The organism is Mycolicibacter sinensis (assembly GCF_001673565.1).
GTDB lineage: Bacteria > Actinomycetota > Actinomycetes > Mycobacteriales > Mycobacteriaceae > Mycobacterium > Mycobacterium sinense_C.
Map to the genome: position 1 here is coordinate 86,302 of NZ_LZMF01000126.1, position 15,267 is coordinate 101,568.

The 15,267-nt window shown below is 68.6% G+C and carries 15 protein-coding genes; 10 read left to right on the forward strand and 5 right to left on the reverse strand.

The window, feature by feature from the left end; all coding sequences use genetic code 11:
- Positions 1 to 108 precede the first annotated feature (108 nt).
- On the reverse strand, positions 109 to 957 hold the full coding sequence (locus A5648_RS17725) for a TatD family hydrolase (RefSeq protein WP_207511750.1): 849 nt from the start codon (positions 955 to 957) through the stop codon (positions 109 to 111).
- Between the two features lie 18 nt (positions 958 to 975).
- Here A5648_RS17725 and metG point away from each other — a divergent pair, with 18 nt between their 5' ends.
- From metG to A5648_RS17745, 4 genes are all read left to right on the forward strand, one after another.
- A complete protein-coding gene (metG, locus tag A5648_RS17730; RefSeq protein WP_065025786.1) occupies positions 976 to 2,514 on the forward strand; it encodes a methionine--tRNA ligase in 1,539 nt (512 codons plus the stop codon).
- Between the two features lie 158 nt (positions 2,515 to 2,672).
- Positions 2,673 to 3,836, forward strand: coding sequence for an NAD(P)/FAD-dependent oxidoreductase (locus A5648_RS17735; RefSeq protein WP_065025787.1), 1,164 nt, complete (start codon positions 2,673 to 2,675; stop codon positions 3,834 to 3,836).
- The gene (locus A5648_RS17740) at positions 3,836 to 4,729 is read left to right on the forward strand and encodes an RNA polymerase sigma-70 factor (RefSeq protein ID WP_065025788.1); all 894 of its coding nucleotides are present in this window, start codon (positions 3,836 to 3,838) and stop codon (positions 4,727 to 4,729) included. Before A5648_RS17735 ends, A5648_RS17740 begins: the two co-directional genes overlap by 1 nt.
- A gap of 21 nt (positions 4,730 to 4,750) precedes the next feature.
- Positions 4,751 to 6,004, forward strand: coding sequence for an aminodeoxychorismate synthase component I (locus tag A5648_RS17745; protein WP_065025789.1), 1,254 nt, complete (start codon positions 4,751 to 4,753; stop codon positions 6,002 to 6,004).
- Here the strand turns inward: A5648_RS17745 and rsmI are convergent.
- Complete coding sequence (gene rsmI / locus A5648_RS17750; RefSeq protein WP_065025790.1) at positions 5,974 to 6,810, reverse strand: 16S rRNA (cytidine(1402)-2'-O)-methyltransferase; 837 nt, start codon at positions 6,808 to 6,810, stop codon at positions 5,974 to 5,976. The genes A5648_RS17745 and rsmI overlap by 31 nt on opposite strands.
- Positions 6,811 to 6,834: 24 nt before the next feature.
- Here rsmI and A5648_RS17755 point away from each other — a divergent pair, with 24 nt between their 5' ends.
- Positions 6,835 to 8,394, forward strand: coding sequence for a dolichyl-phosphate-mannose--protein mannosyltransferase (locus A5648_RS17755; RefSeq protein ID WP_065025791.1), 1,560 nt, complete (start codon positions 6,835 to 6,837; stop codon positions 8,392 to 8,394).
- A gap of 43 nt (positions 8,395 to 8,437) precedes the next feature.
- A complete protein-coding gene (locus tag A5648_RS17760) occupies positions 8,438 to 9,034 on the forward strand; it encodes an alpha-ketoglutarate-dependent dioxygenase AlkB (RefSeq protein ID WP_065025792.1) in 597 nt (198 codons plus the stop codon).
- Positions 9,035 to 9,044: 10 nt separating this feature from the next.
- Here A5648_RS17760 and A5648_RS17765 read toward each other — a convergent pair whose 3' ends face one another.
- Entirely contained in the window at positions 9,045 to 9,701 is a 657-nt protein-coding gene (locus A5648_RS17765; RefSeq protein WP_065025793.1) for a DUF5642 family protein, read from the reverse strand.
- Positions 9,702 to 9,744: 43 nt separating this feature from the next.
- Positions 9,745 to 10,758, reverse strand: coding sequence for a GNAT family N-acetyltransferase (locus tag A5648_RS17770; RefSeq protein ID WP_065025794.1), 1,014 nt, complete (start codon positions 10,756 to 10,758; stop codon positions 9,745 to 9,747).
- 155 nt (positions 10,759 to 10,913) lie between these two features.
- Between A5648_RS17770 and gdhA the strand changes: the two genes are divergently transcribed.
- Both gdhA and A5648_RS17780 read left to right on the forward strand, forming a co-directional pair.
- Complete coding sequence (gdhA, locus tag A5648_RS17775) at positions 10,914 to 12,263, forward strand: NADP-specific glutamate dehydrogenase (RefSeq protein WP_065025795.1); 1,350 nt, start codon at positions 10,914 to 10,916, stop codon at positions 12,261 to 12,263.
- Positions 12,264 to 12,370: 107 nt separating this feature from the next.
- Positions 12,371 to 12,700 carry a DUF732 domain-containing protein gene (locus A5648_RS17780; RefSeq protein ID WP_065025796.1) on the forward strand — a complete coding sequence of 110 codons (330 nt, stop codon included), beginning with the start codon at positions 12,371 to 12,373 and terminating at the stop codon, positions 12,698 to 12,700.
- On the opposite strand, the gene A5648_RS17785 is transcribed toward A5648_RS17780, so the two are convergent.
- On the reverse strand, positions 12,697 to 13,746 hold the full coding sequence (locus tag A5648_RS17785) for an EcsC family protein (RefSeq protein WP_131810596.1): 1,050 nt from the start codon (positions 13,744 to 13,746) through the stop codon (positions 12,697 to 12,699). The two genes, A5648_RS17780 and A5648_RS17785, sit on opposite strands and share 4 nt — an antisense overlap.
- 75 nt (positions 13,747 to 13,821) lie before the next feature.
- On the opposite strand from A5648_RS17785, the gene A5648_RS17790 reads away from it, so the two are divergent.
- Both A5648_RS17790 and A5648_RS17795 read left to right on the forward strand, forming a co-directional pair.
- Positions 13,822 to 14,430 carry a TetR/AcrR family transcriptional regulator gene (locus tag A5648_RS17790; protein ID WP_065025798.1) on the forward strand — a complete coding sequence of 203 codons (609 nt, stop codon included), beginning with the start codon at positions 13,822 to 13,824 and terminating at the stop codon, positions 14,428 to 14,430.
- Positions 14,427 to 15,251 (forward strand): hypothetical protein, encoded by an 825-nt coding sequence (locus tag A5648_RS17795; RefSeq protein ID WP_065025799.1) that lies wholly within the window; start codon positions 14,427 to 14,429, stop codon positions 15,249 to 15,251. The genes A5648_RS17790 and A5648_RS17795 overlap by 4 nt, the downstream gene beginning before the upstream one ends.
- Positions 15,252 to 15,267: the final 16 nt, after the last annotated feature.

The following is a 15,267-nucleotide window of genomic DNA, read 5'->3' on the forward strand; positions in this document are numbered from 1 at the left end:
TCACGACGCTGAAGACATGGCAAAGGGGCCCTTGCGGTGCCCCGATTTATAACGAGACGGTAACGAACCCACCAGCGTCGGGCAACCGAATGTGACCTGCACGACGTTTCAGCGCAAGTCGTACACCCGACGGGCGTTGCGGTTCGTAGCCTGCGCCAGTTCAGCTGCCGACACTCCCAGCAGCTCAGCCAGCGCCCGGACAGTGTATGGCAGACAGTAGGGCTCATTGGGCGCGCCACGGTAGGGGTGCGGGGTCAAAAACGGCGCATCGGTCTCCACCAGCAGCTGCTCTGCCGGGATCGACGGCACCGCTTCGCGCAGGTCACGGGCGTTTTTAAAGCTGACCGTGCCGGACAGGCTCAGCATCCAGCCGGCCTGGACGCAAGTGTGAGCCATCTCCGGACCGGACGAGAAACAGTGGAAGATCACCGTCTCGGGTGCGCCCTCGGCGCGCAAGACGTCCAGCACCGCGGCGTCGGCGTCGCGATTGTGGATCATCAGCGGTTTGCCGGTGCGTTTGGCCAGGTCGATGTGCCAGGCGAAGGCCTCTTTCTGCGTCGCGGGATCGGCGCAGCCCTGCAGGCGGCCCGGCCAGTACAGGTCCATGCCGGTCTCGCCGATCGCCACCACCCGCGGGTGGGCGGCCAGCGCCTCGATCTCGGCGCGAGCGGCGTCGGTGAGCGTGTTGGCACGGGTGGGGTGCAGCGCCACGGCGGCGTAGACCCGCTCGTCGGCGTCGGCGGCCCGGGTCACCCAGCGCGCCGAGTCCAGGTCGTCGGCGACGGTCACCGCCGCCTGCACGCCGGCCGCGGCGGCGCGGTCCATGATCGCGCGCAGGCCGGCGTCATCGTCGGCGCCGCACGCATCCAGGTGGGTATGCGCGTCGACCAGCGGACTCAGCGGCTCCGGCGCGGGCGGCGCTTGGCGTTCGGCTGACCGTTTGGAGCTCACCAGCACACCATAAGGTGGGGCGTGATGAAGCCCTTCTACGTCACCACCGCGATCACCTACCCCAACGGTGACCCGCACATCGGCCACGCCTACGAGTACATCGCCACCGACGCGATCGCCCGGTTCCACCGGCTCGACGGCTTCGACGTGCGGTATCTGACCGGAACCGACGAGCACGGGCTGAAGATGGCCGAGACCGCCGAGGCCGAAGGGATCCCGACGGCGGAGCTGGCACGGCGCAACTCCGACGTGTTTCAGCGCCTGCAGCGCAAGCTCAACATCTCCTTCGACCGGTTCATCCGCACCACCGACCCCGATCACCTGGAGGCGTCCAAGGCGATCTGGCAGCGCATGGTCGATGCCGGCGACATCTATTTGGACACCTACAGCGGCTGGTACTCGGTGCGCGACGAGCGGTTCTTCACCGAGGGCGAGACCCGGGAGGCTGACGACGGCGTGCGGGTGGCGGCCGAGACCGGGGCGCCGCTGACCTGGACCGAGGAGCAGACCTACTTCTTCCGGCTGTCGGCCTACACCGAGCGGCTGCTGGCCCACTACGAGGCCAACCCGGGGTTCGTCGCTCCGGAGGTGCGCCGCAACGAGGTGGTCAGCTTCGTCTCCGGCGGGCTGCGCGACCTGTCGATCTCGCGGACCTCGTTCGACTGGGGTGTGCCAGTGCCCGGCCACCCCGATCACGTGATGTACGTCTGGGTGGACGCCCTGACCAACTATCTGACCGGGGTCGGCTACCCCGACACCGACTCCGAGTCCTTCCGCCGATACTGGCCGGCCGATCTGCACATGATCGGCAAGGACATCATCCGGTTCCACACCGTGTACTGGCCGGCCTTTCTGATGTCGGCCGGGATCGAGCTGCCGCGCAAGGTTTTCGCGCACGGTTTCCTGCTCAACAGCGGCGAGAAGATGAGCAAGTCGGTGGGCAACGTGATCGACCCGGTCGAGTTCGTGGACCGGTTCGGCGTCGATCAGGTGCGGTATTTCCTCCTGCGGGAGATCCCGTTCGGCCAGGACGGCAGCATCTCCGAGGACGCGATGATCAGCCGGGTCAACGCGGACCTGGCCAACGAGCTGGGCAACCTGGCGCAGCGGTCGCTGTCAATGGTGGCCAAGAACCTCGGCGGGGTGGTGCCCTCGCCGGTGGCGCCAACCGCCGAGGACAACGAGCTGCTGGCGCTGGCCGACGGACTACTGGAGAAAGTGCGGGCGGCCTTCGGCGCCCAGGCCATGCACCTGGGGCTGGAAGCGATCTGGCTGATGCTGGGCGCGGCCAACCGGTATTTCTCCGCCAACGAGCCGTGGAAGCTGGCCAAGAGCGAGGCGGCGTCCGATCAGGACCGTTTCGGCACCGTTTTGTACACCACGCTCGAGGTGGTGCGCATCGCGGCGCTGCTGGTGCAGCCGGTGATGCCCGAATCGGCGGGCAAGCTGCTGGACCTGCTGGGCCAGCCGGGCGAGCAGCGGATGTTCACCGCGGTGGCCGAGCGGCTGACGCCGGGCCTGACGCTGCCGGCGCCGTCCGGGGTGTTCCCGCGCTACCAGTGAGCGCGAGCAATTTTGGCGCGAACAGACGCGAAAGCCCCTTCTTGGAGCCCGAATTGGGGGCTTTCGCGTCTGCTCGCCAGTGAAACAGCTCACAGTGCGTCACAACTGGAACGGCTGCGGTGTCTTGAGGGCATAACCACGAGAGACAGGAGCACCTCATGACCCGCACCCGCGTCGTCATCATCGGCGGAGGCTACGCCGGCACCATGGCTGCCAACCGCCTGCTGGCCCAACCCGACATCGACGTCACCCTGGTCAATTCGCGTCCGGCGTTCGTCGAACGGATCCGGTTGCACCAGCACGTGGCCGGCACCTACCGGGCCGACCGGCAATACAGCGACCTGCTCGGCGACGGCGTCCGGCTGATGGTCGACACCGCCGACCGGATCGACGCTGCCGACCGTCGCATCCGGCTGGCCTCGGGCACCACACTGCGCTACGACTACCTCATCTACGCGGTGGGCAGCACCGGCGCAATCAGCACCGCGGTGCCCGGCGCCGCCGAATACGGCTATGCCATCAGCGAATTCGAGTCTGCCCAACGACTGCTGACGCGCCTCGACGAATTGCCGCCGGACGCCCCGGTGGCCGTGGTCGGCGGCGGTCTGACCGGAATCGAGGCGGCAGCGGAGTTCGCCGGGCAGGGCCGGTCGGTCACCCTGGTCTGCGGCGGAATCCTGGGTCCCTCACTGGGCGCCCCGGGCCGCCGCTCGGTGGCCAAGGCGCTGCGCAAGCTGGGCGTCACGGTCCTGGAAGCCGCCACCGTCGCCGAGGTGCGCGCCGGCGCCGTGGTGCTGCAGGATGCCGCTGTGCTGCCCAGCGCAGCGACGGTGTGGACGGCCGGCTTCGGCGTCCCGGACCTGGCCGCCCGCAGCGGGCTGGCCACCGACGCACTGGGCCGCCTGCTCACCGATGAGACGCTGACCAGCATCGACAATCCGTGGATCGTGGCGGCCGGGGACGCGGTGGCACCGGCGGGCCGGCCGCTGCGGATGAGCTGCCAGGCCGCGATTCCACTGGGCGCCCAGGCCGCCGACACCGTGCTGGCCCGCATCGCCGGCACCCCGGCCACTGCCCTGGATCAGGCGTTCACCGGGCAGTGCATCAGCGTCGGCCGCCAATTGGCCACCATCCAGCTGGCCCGTCGCGACGACACCCCGGTCAAGGCATTCGTCGGCGGCCGGTTGGCCGCGGTGATCAAGGAGGCCATCTGCAAAGCCACCGTGTGGGGGATTCGCCGCGAGGGGGCCAAGCCCGGCTCGTACCGTTGGCTCAAGGGCGGCACCCAGCCGGCCTCGACGCCGCAGGAGGCGGCGGTGTGATGGGCGAACATATCCAGCGGTTCACCGAACTGCGGCCGCTGCTGTTCACCATCGCCTACGAAATCCTCGGGTCCGCAACCGAATCCGACGACGTGCTGCAGGACAGCTACCTGCGGTGGGCGGAGGTGGATCTGGCGCAGGTCCGCGACGCCAAGTCGTATCTGGCCCAGCTGGTCACCCGCCAGGCGCTCAATGCGCTGCGAGCGGGCGCCCGGCGCCGCGAGGAGTACGTCGGCCCGTGGCTGCCCGAGCCGCTGCTGCTGGACGAACACGACCCGGCGACCGACATGGTGCTCGCCGAATCGGTGTCGATGGCAATGCTGGTGGTGCTGGAGACGCTCAGCCCGGACGAACGCGCGGTGTTCGTGCTGCGCGAGGTGTTCGGGTTCGACTACGACGAGATCGCCGCCGCGGTGGGCAAGTCGCCCACCGCGGCGCGTCAGGTCGCCCATCGGGCCCGCGGCCACGTCCAGGCCCGGCGGCCGCGCTTCACCCCGGTGGACCCGGCCGAGAATGCCCGCATCACCGAGGAGTTCATGACGGCGGCGGCCGGCGGCGACCTCGCGACCGTGCTGTCGATGCTCTCCCCCGACGTGGTGTGGACCGCCGACAGCGGCGGCAAGGCCAGCGCGGCGCGCCGGCCCATCCTCGGCGCCGACAAGGTCGCCCGCTCGATCATCGGACTGCTGCGCATCGGGGCGCAGCAGCCCGACGTCCGGGCCGAGATGGCGGTCTGCAACTCCGCCCCCGCGGTGCTGCTCTACCGCGCGGGCCAGCTCGAAGGCGTGTTCACCGTCGAGATCGTCGACGGCCTGATCACCAACTTCTACGCGATGCGCAACCCGGACAAGCTGTCGGCACTTGCCGCCGCCCGGGAGATCACCCGCAGCTGAAACGTCTGACAAGCTAGTGCGATGCGCATCGAACGGCTCGGCAGCCTGGGCGCGGCACCGGAAGTGCTGCGTGCGGTCGCCGATGCCGCCACCCGGAACGGGCTGCCGCCGCCGGCCGCGCTGACCGGCGAGTGGTTCGACGCCCGGGCGGTGATCGCGCCCAGCGTGGGCGTCGAGCCGGTGCACCCCGGCGAGGTGTTCGAACTCGGAGGCCGGCACGCCGCTGGTGCCGGGTCCGGCACGGTGGGCGGCGGCTGGATCGGTTATCTGTCCTACCCCGACCCCGGCGCCGACGGCCGGGCGCCCCGGATCCCGGAGGCGGCCGGGGGCTGGACCGACTGCGTGCTGCGGCAGGACGCTGACCGGCAGTGGTGGTTCGAGAGCCTGTCCGGTGCGCCGATGCCGGGCTGGCTGGCCGAGGCGCTGACCACGCCCGCACCGGCCCGCGGCTGTCGCATCTACTGGGAAACCCCGGACCGGCAGGCGCATCGCGCCGGAGTGCTGGCCTGTCTGGAGGCCATCCGGGCCGGCGAGGTCTACCAGGCCTGCGTGTGCACCCGATTCACCGGAACGGTCACCGGCGCCCCGCTGGACTTCTTCGCCGACGCGGTGGCCCGCACCGGACCCGCCCGGGCCGCCTATGTCGCCGGCGACTGGGGTGCGGTGGCGTCGCTGTCACCGGAGCTGTTCCTGCGCCGCCGCGGCACCGTCGTGACCTCCAGCCCGATCAAGGGCACGCTGCCGCTGGACGCGCGCCCGTCGGCGCTGCGGGCCTCGACCAAGGACGTCGCGGAGAACATCATGATCGTGGACCTGGTCCGCAATGACCTGGGCCGGGTGGCGATCACCGGCACCGTGACGGTTCCCGAACTGTTGGCGGTACGCCCGGCGCCGGGCGTGTGGCATCTGGTGTCGACGGTGTCGGCCGAGGTGCCCGCCGAGCTGGGCATGCCGGCGCTGCTGGATGCCACGTTCCCCCCGGCCTCGGTCACCGGGACGCCCAAACACCGGGCCCGCCAATTGCTTTCGCAGTGGGAGCCGTATCGGCGCGGGATCTACTGTGGCACCGTAGGGTTGGCGTCCCCGGTGTCGGGCTGCGAGCTCAACGTGGCAATCCGCACCGTGGAATTCGACGCCGACGGCGGCGCGGTACTCGGGGTCGGCGGCGGAATCACCGCGGACTCCGACGTCGACGCCGAATGGCAAGAGTGCCTGCACAAGGCCGCACCGATTGTGGCCGCCGATCAATCCCGGGCCCGCAGCACCGCGTCGTAGAGCTCACGGCGCGATACCGAACCGGGCGCCGCGGAGATCACCTGCGCGCAAGCGTCTTTGACCCGCATACCCTCCGCTGCCAGCCGGGTGACCTCAGCCACCAACGCCGGCAGGTCGGCGCGCGGAGTCGCCCCGGCCAGCACCACGGTGATCTCCCCCAGCACGCCGCCGACCGCCCACTCGGCCAGCTCGGCCAGCGTCCCGCGCAGTACCTCCTCGTGGGTCTTGGTCAGCTCCCGGCACACCACCGCCTGCCGCTGCCCACCGAGCTCATCGACCGCATCACGCAGGCAGTCGGCGAGGCGCCGCGGCGATTCGAAGAAGACGCAGGTACGCCGTTCGCCGGCCAGCGTCGCCAGCCACGCCCGCCGGGCCGCGGCCTTGCGCGGCGCAAAGCCTTCGAAGCAGAACTTCTCGCCGGGCAGCCCCGAGACCGCCAGCGCGGTCGTCACCGCCGACGGGCCGGGCAGGCAGCTCACCGGCAGGCCCGCCTCCGCGCACGCGACCACCAGGCGGTACCCCGGGTCGCTGATCAGCGGCATCCCCGCGTCGCTGACTACCAGCACGGTGGCGCCGGCCTCGATGTCGGCCAGCAGCGCGGGCACCCGGGCCGCCTCGTTGGCGTCGAACAGGCTGACCACCTTCCCGGCGATCTGCACCTCGAGCGCCTTGGCCAGCGTCCGCACCCGCCGGGTGTCCTCGGCGGCCACCACGTCGGCGGTACCCAGGGCCGCGATGAGCCGCGGCGATGCGTCGGCGGGCTGGCCGAGGGGGGTCGCACCCAGCAGCAATCGACCATCGGGCATGGCGCACAGCCTACGATCGTGGGGATGAGCGCTCCGACCGCTACCAGCTCCGCGGCCGTGCCGGAGCGCACCGCTCCCATGATCAGCCCGGGATTGCTGGTGCCGGTGGCCGATTTCGGGCCGACCGACCGCGCCCGCGGCTGGGCGGTGACCGCGGCGGTCACCACGCTGGCGGCGGTGACCCGGTTCTCGAATCTGTACATCCCCACCGACGCCGGCACGCCGATCTTCGACGAGAAGCACTACGCGCCGCAGGCCTGGCAGATGCTGCACAACCACGGCGTGGAGGACAACCCCGGCTACGGACTGGTGGTCCACCCGCCGGTAGGCAAGCAGCTGATCGCGATCGGCGAGGCGCTGTTCGGCTACAACGGCCTGGGCTGGCGATTCACCAGCGCGCTGCTCGGGGTGCTCGCGATCGCGCTGCTGGTGCGCATCGTGCGCCGGATGACCCGCTCGACGCTGGCCGGCGGGGTGGCCGGGCTGCTGCTGGTCGGTGACGGCGTCAGCTTCGTCGCCGCCCGCACCGCACTGCTGGACGGCTTCCTGACCTTCTTCGTGATTGCGGCGTTCGGGGCGCTGATCGTCGACCGCGACCAGGTGCGCACGCGGATGCATACCGTGTTGACCGACGGCCGGAGCGCCGTAACGCCGTGGGGGCCGCGGCTGGGGGTGCGCTGGTGGCGCTTCGGCGCCGGGGTGCTGCTCGGATTGGCGTGTGCCACCAAGTGGTCCGGGCTGTATTTCGTGGTGTTCTTCGCGGCGATGTCGCTGGCGTTCGACGTCGCCGCTCGTCGGCAGTACCGGGTGCGCCGGCCGTGGCTGGGAACGTTGCGCCGTGATGTGGTGCCCACCGGCTACGCCATGGCACTGATTCCGTTCGGGGTGTATCTGGCGTCGTATGCGGCGTGGTTCGCCTCGGAGACCGGGGTGGATCGCCACGAGGAAGGCCAGTCGATCGGGTTCGAGAGCCGGTTCCCGGTGCCCGACGCGCTGCGCTCGCTGTGGCACTACACCTACCAGGCGTATCACTTCCATGCCGGCCTGACGAACGCCGCCGGCAACCACCACCCGTGGGAATCCAAGCCGTGGGCCTGGCCGATGTCGCTGCGTCCGGTGCTCTATGCGATCGATCAGCACGACGTGCCCGGCTGCGGCGCCCAGTCCTGCGTCAAGGCGGTGCTGCTGGTGGGCACGCCGGCGATGTGGTGGCTCGCCGTGCCGGTGCTGGGCTACGCGGCGTGGCGCACGCTGGTGCGCCATGACTGGCGCTACGCGGCGGCGCTGGTGGGCTACTGCGCCGGCTGGCTGCCATGGTTCGCCGGCATCGACCGGCAGATGTATTTCTTCTACGCGGTGCCGATGGCACCGTTCCTGGCGACGCTGCTGGCGTTGATCTGCATCGACATCATCAACGACGGACATGGTCGCACCGAGGAGCGCCAGACGCTCGGGCTGCTCGCGGTCTGTTGTTACGTCGCTGTGGTGCTGACGAACTTCGCCTGGCTGTACCCGATTCTGACCGGGGTGCCGATCTCGCCGGCCACCTGGAACATGGAGATCTGGCTGCCGAGCTGGTCCTAACGCATCTCGACGAATCGAACTGATGTGCGATAGACTGCGTGTCGTGGCGATACCGGTACAGGAGTCGCTGTTCGACCTGAGCGAACGCCGACAGCTGGGCGACGGCGCCTGGCTCGACGTGCGTCCGGGCTGGCTCTCCGATGAGAGCGCGCTGGTCGGCGAACTGCAGTCCGTCATCCCCTGGCGGGCCGAGCGCCGCCGGATGTATGACCGGGTGCTCGACGTTCCCCGGTTGGTCAGCTTCCACGACCTGGCCGCCGCGGAGGCGCCGCATCCCGCGATCGCCCGGCTGCGCCGCCGGCTCAATGACATCTACGCCGGGGAACTCGGCGAGCCGTTCACCACGGTGGGGCTGTGCCTGTACCGCGACGGCGGCGACAGCGTGGCCTGGCACGGCGACACCCTCGGTCGCGGCGCCCACCACGACACCATGGTCGCGATCGTCAGCGTCGGCGCCACCCGCACGTTTGCGCTGCGCCCCCGCGGCGGCGGTACCGCACTGCGGTTGGCACAGCGCCACGGCGACCTCTTGGTGATGGGCGGCTCGTGCCAACGGACCTGGGAGCATTCCATCCCGAAGACGGCCACTCCGACCGGCCCACGCATCAGCATCCAGTTCCGGCCGCGCGGCGTGCGCTAGCTGATGGCGATCAGCCCCGCACCGCGTTCACCGCGGCCACCAGCAGATCGCGAGCCCGCTGGGTGTCCACGGGGGTGATGGGCTTGTCCGGCGCCACCAGCGGGTTCGCGGTGACAAGCACCTGGTACGGGCCGAAATACGCCGAGTAGTTGTAGAGCTCCCCGACACGGGCCTGACCCCCCGCAACGGCCTCGACCACCCGGTGCACCCCCAGCGTCTGCACGCCGTCGATGCGCGGCGCCTCGACCGTTTCGACCAGGCCACGCATCCGTTCCCCGGCGAAGCCGATCCGGCGGCAGGACCGTCCCGGCTCACTGACCACGACCGGCTCGGAGGTCTCCAGGGCGATGGTGATGAAGCGGTTGCCGTTGCCCTCGGCGGCCACGGCGGCCATGTTGCCCTGCACGCCCTGCGGCAGCTGCTGGCCGACCGCGTACCTCGAACAGTCCGCGGGTTCAAACGTCAGGCCCGGAGGCAATGTGTTGCCCGCCAGCAGTTTTGGGTCCAGCCCGGTGGGCGCGACGTTCTTGACCTGGAACTCCGGGCCGAACGAGGACTTGATGTCGGCGACCTTGCTGATGTCGGCGGTCACCTCAGCGGGCCCGGAGCTGCAGGCGGCGAGCAGACCGACACAGCAGAGCGCCGGCACCGCGCGAAGGTTCAACATCGCAGCCAATCTACCCAACGCCGACCTGCCTACCCGGCGGCGGTCAGCCCACGGCCTGGATCGCTTGGCGGCCAACCTCTTTGATCTGATCGGCAACGTCCTTGCCGAACGGCAGCTGGTCCGCACCGGGTACGTCGATCACGGTGGTGACGATGCCCGGGTCGTCGCGCTGCCAGTAGGCGCCCAGGCGGTCCAGGATCGCGCGCATCGGCGCGTTCTCCGACAGCACCCGCGCGGTGAACTTCTCGATGCCCTCCAGCCGGGCGATGACGGACACCGCCCCCATCAGGTAGGTGCCGATCCCGCGGCCCTGGAAGCTGTCGCCGACGATGAACGCAATCTCGGCGACGGTGGGGTCCTCGAGGTCCCGGACGAACCGCGCGTCGGCGACGAACGAGCCGTCCAGCTCGGTGACCACCCAGACGAAGTGATCGACGTAGTCGACCTCGAACAAGTAGTGCATGAGCGCCGGGTTGGGGGTGCGGGTGGACATGAACCGGCGGTAGAGCGTCTCGGTGGAGAACTCGACATGGCCCTGGACGGTCCGGGCGCTGTCACCGGGCAAGACCGGCCGCAGTAGCAGCTGCGTACCGTCGCGGGCCCGGATCGGCACGGCTTGGATGTAGGCGGCCAGCCGTTGGCGCGCGGTGCGCACCAGCCGGTCCATCACCTGCGGGATCTGCACCATCTCGTCGAAGGCCTGCTCATCGCCGATCCAGCCGGTCAGCGGCGTCGAGGTGGTGACCGTCGCGGTTCGGCAGCCTTTGCGCAGCAGCGCGATCTCGCCGACCACCATCCCGGCCGATACGTCGTTGACGACCACCGCACCGTCGTCTCCGAGGTGTTTGACCTGGGCCGAACCCGACGAGATCAGCAGGAAGGACACGGCTCGCTCGCCCTGACGCATGAGTTCTGTACCGGCCTCGGCCCGCAATGGCTGCAAATAGGCGGCCAGCGGCCTCAGGTCGGTGTCGGTACAATTGGCGAAGATCGCCATCGCCGCGAGTTTCGTGGTGGACAGCGTCTCCCTCACCCGGTCTCGCCGCGACATCACCATGGATTGCTCCGCCTTTGTTCGCCAATCAAGGCTAACCGGTGCCTCCTGAGCGGTAATGATTTAACAGCGACGTAACGGACTGGATTCGGCGTTAGCGATTTAGGCGGCTAGCCTGTGCCCGCTGACAGCGACACGCGAGGAAGAGATCACACGATATGAGCGAACTGAATCCGAAGCTGCATGACATCTACGACGAGGTCCTGCGCCGCAACCCGGGTGAAGCCGAGTTCCACCAGGCCGTCTTCGAGGTGCTCAGCAGCCTCGGGCCGGTGGTGGCCAAGCACCCCGACTACGTCGACAGCGCGGTCATCCGTCGGATGTGCGAACCGGAACGTCAGATCATCTTCCGGGTGCCGTGGCTCGACGACGACGGCAACGTGCAGATCAACCGTGGTTTCCGGGTGGAGTTCAACTCGGCCCTGGGCCCGTACAAGGGCGGTCTGCGGTTCCACCCGTCGGTGTACCTCGGCATCATCAAGTTCCTGGGCTTCGAGCAGATCTTCAAGAACTCCCTGACCGGCCTGCCGATCGGCGGCGGCAAGGGCGGCTCGGACTTCGACCCCAAGGGCCGCTCGACCAACGAGATCATGCGGTTCTGCCAGTCGTTCATGACCGAGCTCTACCGCCACCTAGGCGAGTACACCGACGTCCCGGCCGGTGACATCGGTGTCGGCGGTCGCGAGATCGGCTACCTGTTCGGCCAGTACAAGCGGATCACCAACCGCTACGAGTCCGGAGTGCTGACCGGCAAGGGCCTGACCTGGGGCGGCTCGCAGGTCCGCACCGAGGCGACCGGGTACGGCGCGGTGTTCTTCGCCGACGAGATCCTCAAGACGGCCAAGGACTCCTTCGAGGGCAAGCGGGCCGTGGTCTCGGGTTCGGGCAACGTGGCGATCTACGCGATCGAGAAGATCCACCAGCTGGGCGGCACCGTGGTGGCTTGCTCGGACTCCTCGGGCTACATAGTCGACGAGAAGGGCATCGACCTGGAGCTGCTCAAGGAGATCAAGGAGATCAAGCGCGAGCGCATCGAGGCCTACGCCACCGCTCGCGGCGGCGCGACGCAATTCGTCAGCAACGGCTCCATCTGGGACGTGCCCTGCCAGATCGCCCTTCCCTCGGCCACCCAGAACGAGCTGGACGGCAACCACGCCGCCACGCTGGCCAAGAACGGCTGCAAGATCGTCGCCGAGGGCGCCAACATGCCCTGCACCCCGGACGCGGTCAAGCTGTTCACCGACGCCGGCGTGACCGTGGCCCCGGGCAAGGCGGCCAACGCCGGCGGGGTGGCCACCAGCGCCCTGGAGATGCAGCAGAACGCCTCGCGCGATTCGTGGAGCTTCGAGTACACCGAGCAGCGCCTGGCGGCGATCATGCAGAGCATCCACCACCGCTGTGTGGTCACCGCCGACGAGTACGGCGCGCCCGGCAACTACGTGGTCGGCGCCAACATCGCCGGCTTCATCCAGGTTGCCGACGCGATGACCGCGCTGGGCCTGATTTAACCCCTGGCCTGATTTACCCCGGTTGACTCTGCGTCCACAGCGGTGTGCACTCGCACTTTTCCGCAGTGGACGCAGAGTCAACTGCTTTTCGACGTAACATCGCCGGTATGAGTTGGATTCTGCGCACCGGCGCATCCCTCGGTGCCGCCGCCCTGGCGCTGCTCGGCAGCGCGCCGGCCCACGCCGACGACGCCAGCTACATCGCCGCCCTGGACGCCAACGGGGTCTTTCGGTCCGGTCCGCCCAATGCGCGGCTGTCGGCGGGGCACCGGTTCTGCAGCCAGTTGCGCAACGGCGAAAGCCCCGATCAGATCGTCGCGACGTTCCCGCGCCGGCCGTCGTTCGGCGGACCCTCGATGGTCGACGATCTGCAGAGCAACCCGCGCCCGGTGATCGACATCGCCCAGCGCGAGCTGTGCCCTGACACCTTGCGCTAGTCCGTAACGCCCTGGGCGTCGCCGGGTTGCGAATCGAGCTCCGCATCGAGCACCTCGTCGACCAACGGGACGTCGATGATCTCGCCCGAATCCACCGCCGGCGCCCACTGGCGGGCGTCCAGGCCGTGCTTTTCGGTGAGGAACCGTAGCCGGTAGGCCTGTTGGGCCCGCTCGAACGTCCGTTGCGCGATGCGGGCGTTGAGACCGCCGTTGACGACCGCACCGAGTACCGGAACAGCCTGCGCCAGCTTGTGTTTGGCCATCCGGAATCCCAGCGCCACCGAGATCTGCTGGATTACGTTGTCCGCTTGCTGCGGCTGCAGGTGGCGCCACGACGCCTGCCGCATCATCTGCTGTGTCAATCGCGAAAGCGACGCCAGCGCTGCCGCCTTCTCGGCGGGGCTGCCCGCGGCAGAGTAGGCGATCACCCCGGACGCGAAGGCCTGCTCGCCTGGCTCGCGCACGTCGTAACCGTAGTGCGCCGCAACCAATGCCACGATGCGGCCCATCCCGACCATCACGGCGGTGACGTCAGCGACGACCGCCGACGCCGCGACCGTCATGCTCGTGCCTCCGGTGACCGCGCTCGATATCACCGAACCCGTCACCGCCAGCGAGGACGCCGCACCTCCGGCCACCGCGAGCGCGATGTAGCGCTCCTTGCGGCGCGGAACCGAGCGGTCGCAGTGCTGTAGGTCGAGTTGTCGAACTTCGTCGTAGGACGCCACCACGACGCCCTCGTCGGCGAACATCCCAAACACGTTGTCCGGCTTGACCGAATTGAGTCCTCGCTCGACCAGCACGATGTGCAGGGTCTCCATCGTCTTGGTGGTCAGATCGTCGACCTTGCCGATGACGGCGGTGGCCCCAGGGACTTGTTCGACGGTCGATCGGGCTTGGGCGGCCAACTCCTGGGCGCGTTGCTTGACGCCCTGACTCAGGGTTTCAAACCGGCCGGATCGCTCGGGCCTGACGGCCGCATCCAGCAGCTCATCCCAGGCCTTGCGCTCGTAAGCGGACATGCCGGGCTGAACAGTCTGCGCCACGCCCCAAATGCTACCGGCGGAATTTCGCTGACGCCCGTCATTGACGTCCGTCAGCTAGGGGCGTACGGTGCGGATATGCAGCCACGAGGGGACCTGACCGTACCGCCACCGGCTGCCGGGGGCGTCCGGGAAACTCGGCGACTCGAAACCCGCGCGCGGCTCTTCGACGCCGCGCTGGCCGAGATCGCGCAACGCGGGCTGGCCGCCGCTGACGTCAGTGCGATCGCCGCTGCGGCAGGCGTGGTGAGGGGAACGTTCTACTTCCACTTCCCCACCAAGGAGCACGTCCTTATCGAAGCGGAGCGCAACGAGGAGACGAGGATCATCAGCGAGCTCGGCGCAGCCGGTGGCAACCTTACCTCCGTGCTTTCTCAGCTCGTACATCACGTACTCAGTGCTGAAAGCCGTTTGGGTGCGGTGGTTTTCCGGGACATGCTCGGCCTGCATTTCTCGTCGTCCCGTCCGGTCGAAGACGAACTGGCGCAGCACCCTCTTGCCGCGTTTGTGGTTGGCCTGATCGCGCACGCGCAGGACTCAGGGCAGGTCTCGTCGGATCTCGATGCGGCGGAGCTCGGAACATTCTTCCTGACCGGATTATTCGCCCTGCTGGCCACCGGTGCGCACGATGCGGCACTGCTGAACCGTTACGTGACGACGATTGTCAAGGGAATGGAGAACCGATGAATCGCACCGGCATCGAGGGCTACCGGGACTACCTGGCCGAACGTGATGGCGAAGCGGACCTGCTCAACAGGCGATTGACCAATCGAGAACTGTTCTTCGAGGAGCTCGAAGACAATCCCGTCCGGTCCGCTCAACCTGCCGACCGATCAACCTTCCTTCGCAACCTGCGGCGCCGGCGGCCCGAGCCCGGCCTGGACCGGAAGATGCTGTTTTTGTTGGCGACCGCCAAACTCAATCAGGCGGAACGGTTCGGCGTCGGCCTGGGCGAGACCTACGGCCGCAACAGCGACGAGAATCTGCCGCCCGAGAACGTCTACCTCGAACTCGAAGAGCACTATCACACCCGCCTGCTGGCATACGTTCTCGACGTATTCGGCGTGCCCTTCCAGGTCGTCCCCCCGCCGCTTGTGATGCGACAGTTCGTCAAAACCGGTGTGTTTCTCCCCGAGCGACTCGGCTTCGTGTTCGTCGGAGCCGCAGAGATGGCGGGCTGCATCATGTTCGACGAACTGCGCCGCCTCGGTGCCGAGCTGTTCGCGGACGAACCGCAAGTCGCCGAACGAATCACGTTGCTCTACAGCGAGATTCTCACCGACGAGATCGGTCATGTCGGCTACTGCGCATCGCGTTGCACCTCAGCAGAGCGAGTGTTCATGCGGCGCCTCTACCCGTTGATCGGGCGATTGGTCGCCCGGCAGACCGCCGAGATCAGCCTCTTGGTCGACCCGAAGGCTTTGCGTGCACGCTTGGACCGACCTTTCGACGTACGGGAACTCTCCGAAGGGCTGGACAACGCGACGTACCTCGTCACGCACCCTTGAGTTGTTCGGCATTCGA